Source organism: Mycobacterium sp. NAZ190054, assembly GCF_001545925.1.
GTDB lineage: Bacteria > Actinomycetota > Actinomycetes > Mycobacteriales > Mycobacteriaceae > Mycobacterium.
The window spans coordinates 1-6,012 of sequence record NZ_LMVQ01000221.1 but is presented as its reverse complement, the minus strand read 5'-3'; the positions used below and the strand labels follow the sequence as shown (position 1 = coordinate 6,012).

Below are 6,012 nucleotides of genomic sequence, written 5' to 3'. Positions count from 1 at the left end.
GAACCTCGATCCACTCCCCACACACCCTCCTCTCTTTCTGTAACCAACGGCAGCCCACCGCGCTCCACCCTCTCCCCCTACCCGACGCTCTTCCGCTCTCCGAGCTCGCCCTGATCGGCTGCCTCGCGCTGGTGATGATGCTGACCGCGGCGACGGACTGGCGCGCGCGCGGGCTGATCGTCGTCGCGGGCGACGACACCGGGCCCGATCAGCCCCGGCCGACCGGCGCCAACGTCTACGTCGTGCTCGACCGGTCGGCGGACTCGGCGATCGTGGAACCCGACGGCACACCGCGGATGGCGACGATGCGCGACGACATCGAAGAACTCGTCGACGCGCATCCCGGCGCCCGGTTCGCCCTGATCGCGTTCGCCGCGCGGCCGGCCATCGAGTGGCCGCTGTCCGACGACACCTGGAGCCTGCGGCCCGTCGTCGAGACGCTCAGCCCGTATCCCGGCCCGGCCGCGGCGGGGACCGAGGTCAACGCCGCCGCGGCCGCGAACGTGCTGCGCTACCAGCTCATCGCGGCCGGCCAGCAGTACCCGCACGCGGACAACCTCGTCTACTACCTCGGCTCCGGCGCCCCGGAGGCGACCGTGCCGCAGGGGACGTTCGACACACCTGCCGTCGACGGCGGCGCCGTGCTCGGTTACGGCACCGGCCGCGGCGAGGCCACCCTGCGTGAGATCGCCGGCCAGTTGGGGGTGCCTTACGTGCACCGCGGCGGCGGTGAGCCGGTGCCGGGAGCCGCCGACTCCTCGGACACCGCCGACGCGGTGACCGAAGCCGCCGCGGCACCCGCGCGCGTCGAGCTCTACTGGGTGTTCACGATGCTGGCGGCGCTGCTCCTGCTCGGGGAGATCTACCTCACCACCCGGGACCTGTTGCGCGCCAGGGCGATCCGTCGGGAGGTGCTGCGGTGACCCACGTGCCGGCCCGGATCCGCCTGCGACGGCGGCTGCTGCTGGTGTCCGCGCCGGTGGCGCTGGTCGCCGTCGTCCTCGCCGTGAAGTTGATCTCGGTCGTCGTGGTGGGCGGTTCGGCGCAGCAGCATTACGCCTCCGGTGACATCGGTGCGTTGCGCGACGACGTACGGATACTGCGGCTGTTCGACGTCGTCGAACCCGGCACCACCGCCTTCGCCGCGGGCGGGCTGGCGGTGCTCGAGGGCCGGCTCGACGTCGCCGACACCGAGTTCTCCGAAGCGCTGCGGCGCACCTCGCCGGAGCAGTCGTGCGCGGTGCGGGTGAACCTTGCGCTGGTCCGCGAACGGCAGGGCGACATCGACGCGTGGGAGGCGCGGCTGGACGTGGCGCGGCAGCGGTACGAGGGTGCGCTGGCCGTGATCGCCGACGCGCCGCCGGGCTGCTTCGACGGCAACGACGATCCCGACGCCCGGCGCCGGGCCGTCCGCCAGGACGCCGACGAGCGGATCACCGCCAAGATCGAGGCGCTCGGCTCGGTGGCACCCCTCGCACCACCGGTGCCGCCTCCCGCTCAGGTACCCGTCGCCCCGCCCGCACCGCCGATCACGGCGCCGGACGCGGCGGGCCCGGCGGAAGAACGTCGCCTTGACCGCGGCGGCGATCCGCTCGAAGCTCTGCGGCAACTGCTGCGCGATGCCGCAAGCCGGTGAGCGGTCAGGCCCGCGAAGTCCCCGCCCAGTACTCGACGATCCGTCCGTTGGCGACACGCATCAGGTCGTTGCCGGTGAAACGCGCCGGGCCGTCCTCGCCCGCGCCGGTGGCGATCCAGCGGGCCGCCACCATGTCGCCGTCGGTGAACGGACCGACTTCCACCACGAACAACAGGTCCTTGAGCACCGCGCGGGTCTCGTCGACCATGGCCTGGAGTCCGTCGGGTCCGTGGACGTCGCGGGTCGGCCAGTGGCCGACGAAGTCCGGCGACACCAACTCAGCGGCGATGCGTTCACCGGCCCACAGTTCCGTGATCCAGCGCCGGTACAGACGCTGACCGACCATGACCTTGGGGCTACTGAGACCTCTGTGGCTCGTCATGCTCCTGGGACGGGCCATGACCTGCGGATTGTTCATGGGATTTGTGTTACCCATCACGGGGCTCAGCTAAGCCCATCAATTCGCCGAGACCTGGCGGCGACGGCGTGTTCGGTCAGGTGCCGGGTGTGTCGTCGCGGTCCGGAGCGGTCTCGTCCGCGCCTGCCCGCAACCGGGATTGCAACTGTTCCCTGTCGCGGCGCCGGCGTTCGTCCCACACCGCGATGCTCTGGTTGGCGCGCCGCCGCAGCGGCGTGAACACCCAGATTCCCAGCGGCAACGCGATGACGATCGCGAACAACAACGCAACCACGAGCGGGAATTCGCGGATGCCCGCGAGGTGCCCGATACCGAGAATCGCCGCCGTCACGACGACGACGAGCGCCAGTCGGGCCGCGGTGTAGCCGAGCACATCGAGAAGCAACCGCGATGTCGGTCGTGGGTCCTCAGACACGGAACCGAGCCTACCGACGGCGCGTATATTGACAGGAAGGAGGTTTTGAGTGGCGTATTTGCTCCTGATTCTCATCTTGGCCGCTTTGGTCTACGTGGGCTGGCGGGTGAGCCGGATGAACGCGAACCGACCGCGTACCCGGGTGATCGGTCCGGACGACGATCCGGAATTCCTGCGACGGATCAACCCGAGCGACGACCAGCCCCGGCCCGACCAGCCGCGGCCCTGACGCGGCGCGGCCCGACCGTCACCCCATCGGGTCGGGACGCCGCGCTCCCGGAAAGCCGTCGGCGACCACGGCGGCCAACTCCAGCAACGACTCTCGGGTGTCCTCGCGCAACCGGTCCAGGCTGATCTCGGCACCCTCTTCCAGATGCGGGTCGAACGGCACCTGACACACCGACCGGCAGCGCCGCGCGAAGTGGTCGACCACCTTGTTCAGGTCGACCTTGGCGGTGCCCCTCTTCGAGTTGCGCCGCACCCCGTTGATGACCGCGATCGAGTTGCGCACCATGTCCTCGTGACCGTGCGCGTCGAGCCAGTCCAGCGTCGCCGACGCGCTGCGCGCCCCGTCGACCGAACCTGAACTGATCACCACCAGCACGTCGGCCTTCTGGATCACCCCTGCCATCGCGGAGTGCAGCATGCCCGTGCCGCAGTCGGTCAGGACCACGCTGTAGAAGCGTTCGAGCACGTCGACCGCGCGGCAGTAGTCGTCGGCGCTGAACGCCTCCGACACCGCCGGGTCGCTCTCGGAGGCCAGCACCTCCAACCGGCTGGGCCCCTGCGACGTGTAGTGCCGGACGTCGCTGTAGGACGCGATTCCCTCGGCGTCGCGCAGCAGATGCCGCACGGTGGCCGAGGTCTCGATGGGCACCTTCTGGCTCAGCGTGCCGCGGTCGGGATTGGCGTCCACGGCGATCACCCGGTCACCGCGCGTGGTCGCCAGCGTGGCCCCGAGCGTCGCGGTGATGGTGGTCTTGCCGACACCGCCCTTCTGGGACAGCATCGCGATGCGGTAGCAGCCCCGCAACGGCTGCTGAACCTGCGCGACGAGACTGTCGCGGCGGAGCACCTTCGGGCTCTCCCCGACGTTGATCAGCCGGCCCGATCCCCAGTACAGCCACTTGCGCCAGCCGGCCGACGGACCGCGGTTGGCGTGGCCGAGCAGCGCCACCGTCGACAGATCCAGGTACGGCGCCGGGTCGGCGGTCACCACCGGAGGCGCCCCCTCCGGCGGCGTCGGCGCCGTCCACTCCGCAGGGACGGGCGCCATGGGGTCGGAGAACCGTTGCTGTGCCCGAAAACTCCCCGGCGCGTCCACCAACAGTCAGTACCCCTCCCGGCTCAGCCGACGCCCGCGTACGAGTGCAGGCCCACGGTCACCAGATTGATGAAGAACAGATTGAACACCATCGCGACGAACCCGGCGATGTTGATCCACGCCGCCTTCTTGTCCCGCCAGCCGGCGGTCGAACGGGCGTGCAGGTACGCCGCGTAGATGACCCACGCGATGAACGACACCGTCTCCTTGGGGTCCCAGCCCCAGTAGCGGCCCCACGCCTCCTCGGCCCAGATGGCGCCGAAGATCACGCCGAAACCGAACACCGGGAACGCGAAGATCGTGGTTCGGTACGCGATCCGGTCCAGCGTCTGGGCGTCGGGCAGCTTCGCCACGATGCGCCCGATCGTGTCCGCGCGCAGCGGGTCACCCAGCCGCGACATCTTCAGCAGGAACAGGATGCTGGCCACCCCGGCCACCAGGAACACCCCGGAGCCCAGGCTGACCACCGACACGTGGATCGGCAGCCAGTAGGACTGCAGCGCCGGCATCACCGGTGCGGCGTGCGAGTACAGCCAACGCCCCGACACGGTCAGCAGGATCAGCACCGGGACCAGCACGAACACCCACAGCGAGCGGTATTGCGGCTTGCGCAGCACCCAGGCCGCCGCCACCAGACCGCAGAAGCTGGTCAGGTTGATGAACTCGTACATGTTGCCCCACGGCACCCGCGAGGTGGACAGCCCGCGCAGCACGATGCATGCCAGCAGCAGCACGATGCCGACGTAGACCAGCGCGACCCCGGAGGTGCCGAGCCGCTCGTCGAACGGGCGCCGCGGCGCGTCGACGACGACACCGGGCGCGGCGCTGTCCCGGGCGACGCCTCCGGCGCTGACCAGTTCGCGGTTCTCGGCCTTGCGGCTGCGGCTGTAGGCCAGTTCGACGGCGAGCAGCAGCAGCGCTGCCACCAGCACCAGCACCGACGACGTGAACGCCCAGTCGGAATACCGGGCCAGCCCGATGTCGATGGTCGTGCTCATGAGCGATCCGCTTTCTTCTCTTCCTGCGCCGGCGCGGCGGCCCCGATGGCGGCGAGAAGCCGGGCCGTCAGCCGTTCGAACTCGTCGCCCCACCCCGAGTTGTCGGTGCGGGCCAGGCCGCCCAGCTCGACGTTCACCGTACCCGCAGGCCCAGCCGTGAGCCGCACCCAGACGCGTCGGCGGCGCACGATCAGCGACACCAGCAGCCCGGCCATCATCGTCATCGAGAACACCAGCACCCAGATCTGGGCGGGGTCGTGCGAGACCTGCAGGTTGACGAACGGGACCGCGCCGTCGAAGCGGACGACGGTTCCGTCGTCGAGTCGGGTGTCCTCGCCGTCCCGCAGGTTCACCCGGGCGGCCTTGGTGAGCCGGCCCTGGTCGATCATGCGGGGGTCGAGGGTGAACAGCGACTGGGGCCGGCCGGTGTCCAGGCCGGTGTCGCCCCGGTAGATGTCGATCGCGACGGCGGGGTCGTTCATCTCGGGGAAGCTCGACGACAGCAGGGTGCCGTGCAGCTGCGCGGTCGGCGCGAACAACCCCTGGATGGCGAGCTGGTTGCGGCGGCGCTGCAGTTCGTCGGTATAGGTGCCGCCCGGCGGGTCGAACCGCATCGCCCCCGACGACAGGAAGGTGATCTGGTCGTCGGGCCGCCACTGCAGCGTCTGGGTGCGGGTCTGCCCGTCCGGGAAGGTGACCGTGAACGTCGGCGCGTAACCGTGGCCCTGTAGGTAGACGCGGTCACCGCCGACGCGCAGCGGCTCGTTGACCTTCAACAGATACGGCCGCCAGGTGCCGGTGTCGAGATCCTCACCGGCCTGGTACTCGATGTCGGCCTGGAAGCCGACCGCCTGACCGTTCTCCAGATAGGTGGCCTGGAAGTCGTTGACCCGCACGCACATCGGGTACAGCGAGGTACCGTCGACGGTGTTGCCGGCCCGGAACGAGTCGAACGCGGCCGGGGATGCCGAGCAGAATCCGGGGCCGCCGTCGGCGACGACGATGACGTTGCCCTCGTAGCTGAACATCTTGCCTGCGGCGATCGCGACCAGCAGGCCGAGCAGCGAGAAGTGGAAGACGATGTTGCCGAACTCGCGCAGATAACCGACCGAGTCATCCCGGCAGCGAAGACGGCGGGACAGCACGCGAAGAGGGGGCCGACCGGCCGTTTGGTTTTCCGCGGAATCGGCGCATCTACGTCTACGTCAGAAAGTCAGGAAG

The 6,012-nt window shown here is 69.9% G+C and carries 7 protein-coding genes and 1 pseudogene; 3 read left to right on the top strand and 5 right to left on the bottom strand.

Annotated elements, in window-relative coordinates:
• Nucleotides 1-8 precede the first annotated feature (8 nt).
• Both ASJ79_RS16155 and ASJ79_RS16150 read left to right on the top strand, forming a co-directional pair.
• Nucleotides 9-923, top strand: a complete 915-nt coding sequence (locus ASJ79_RS16155; protein WP_067956964.1) for a VWA domain-containing protein — start codon at nucleotides 9-11, stop codon at nucleotides 921-923.
• A complete protein-coding gene (locus tag ASJ79_RS16150; protein ID WP_067956961.1) occupies nucleotides 920-1,636 on the top strand; it encodes a hypothetical protein in 717 nt (238 codons plus the stop codon). Before ASJ79_RS16155 ends, ASJ79_RS16150 begins: the two co-directional genes overlap by 4 nt.
• A gap of 4 nt (nucleotides 1,637-1,640) precedes the next feature.
• Here ASJ79_RS16150 and ASJ79_RS16145 read toward each other — a convergent pair whose 3' ends face one another.
• The gene (locus ASJ79_RS16145; RefSeq protein ID WP_067956966.1) at nucleotides 1,641-2,054 is read right to left on the bottom strand and encodes an ester cyclase; all 414 of its coding nucleotides are present in this window, start codon (nucleotides 2,052-2,054) and stop codon (nucleotides 1,641-1,643) included.
• A gap of 76 nt (nucleotides 2,055-2,130) precedes the next feature.
• Nucleotides 2,131-2,469, bottom strand: a complete 339-nt coding sequence (locus ASJ79_RS16140) for a DUF4229 domain-containing protein (protein WP_067956957.1) — start codon at nucleotides 2,467-2,469, stop codon at nucleotides 2,131-2,133.
• A 49-nt stretch (nucleotides 2,470-2,518) separates the two neighbouring features.
• Between ASJ79_RS16140 and ASJ79_RS16135 the strand changes: the two genes are divergently transcribed.
• Entirely contained in the window at nucleotides 2,519-2,698 is a 180-nt protein-coding gene (locus ASJ79_RS16135; protein ID WP_067956955.1) for a hypothetical protein, read from the top strand.
• 18 nt (nucleotides 2,699-2,716) lie between these two features.
• Here the strand turns inward: ASJ79_RS16135 and ASJ79_RS16130 are convergent, their stop codons facing one another.
• The 3 genes and pseudogenes from ASJ79_RS16130 to ASJ79_RS16120 form a co-directional block, all read right to left on the bottom strand.
• Nucleotides 2,717-3,745: a MinD/ParA family protein gene (locus ASJ79_RS16130; protein ID WP_067956952.1), complete on the bottom strand. Its 1,029-nt coding sequence runs from the start codon at nucleotides 3,743-3,745 to the stop codon at nucleotides 2,717-2,719.
• Between the two features lie 71 nt (nucleotides 3,746-3,816).
• Complete coding sequence (ccsB, locus tag ASJ79_RS16125; RefSeq protein ID WP_067956950.1) at nucleotides 3,817-4,791, bottom strand: c-type cytochrome biogenesis protein CcsB; 975 nt, start codon at nucleotides 4,789-4,791, stop codon at nucleotides 3,817-3,819.
• A pseudogene (locus tag ASJ79_RS16120) lies at nucleotides 4,788-5,897 on the bottom strand (cytochrome c biogenesis protein ResB); the annotation flags it as partial. The gene ccsB and the pseudogene ASJ79_RS16120, both read right to left, overlap by 4 nt.
• Nucleotides 5,898-6,012: the final 115 nt, after the last annotated feature.

Excerpts from the sequence above, each read along its gene's own strand:
- ccsB (WP_067956950.1), bottom strand. The coding sequence starts at position 4,791 with ATGAGCACGACCATCGACATCGGGCTGGCCCGGTATTCCGACTGGGCG.
- ASJ79_RS16130 (WP_067956952.1), bottom strand. The coding sequence starts at position 3,745 with ATGGCGCCCGTCCCTGCGGAGTGGACGGCGCCGACGCCGCCGGAGGGG.
- ASJ79_RS16145 (WP_067956966.1), bottom strand. The coding sequence starts at position 2,054 with ATGAACAATCCGCAGGTCATGGCCCGTCCCAGGAGCATGACGAGCCAC.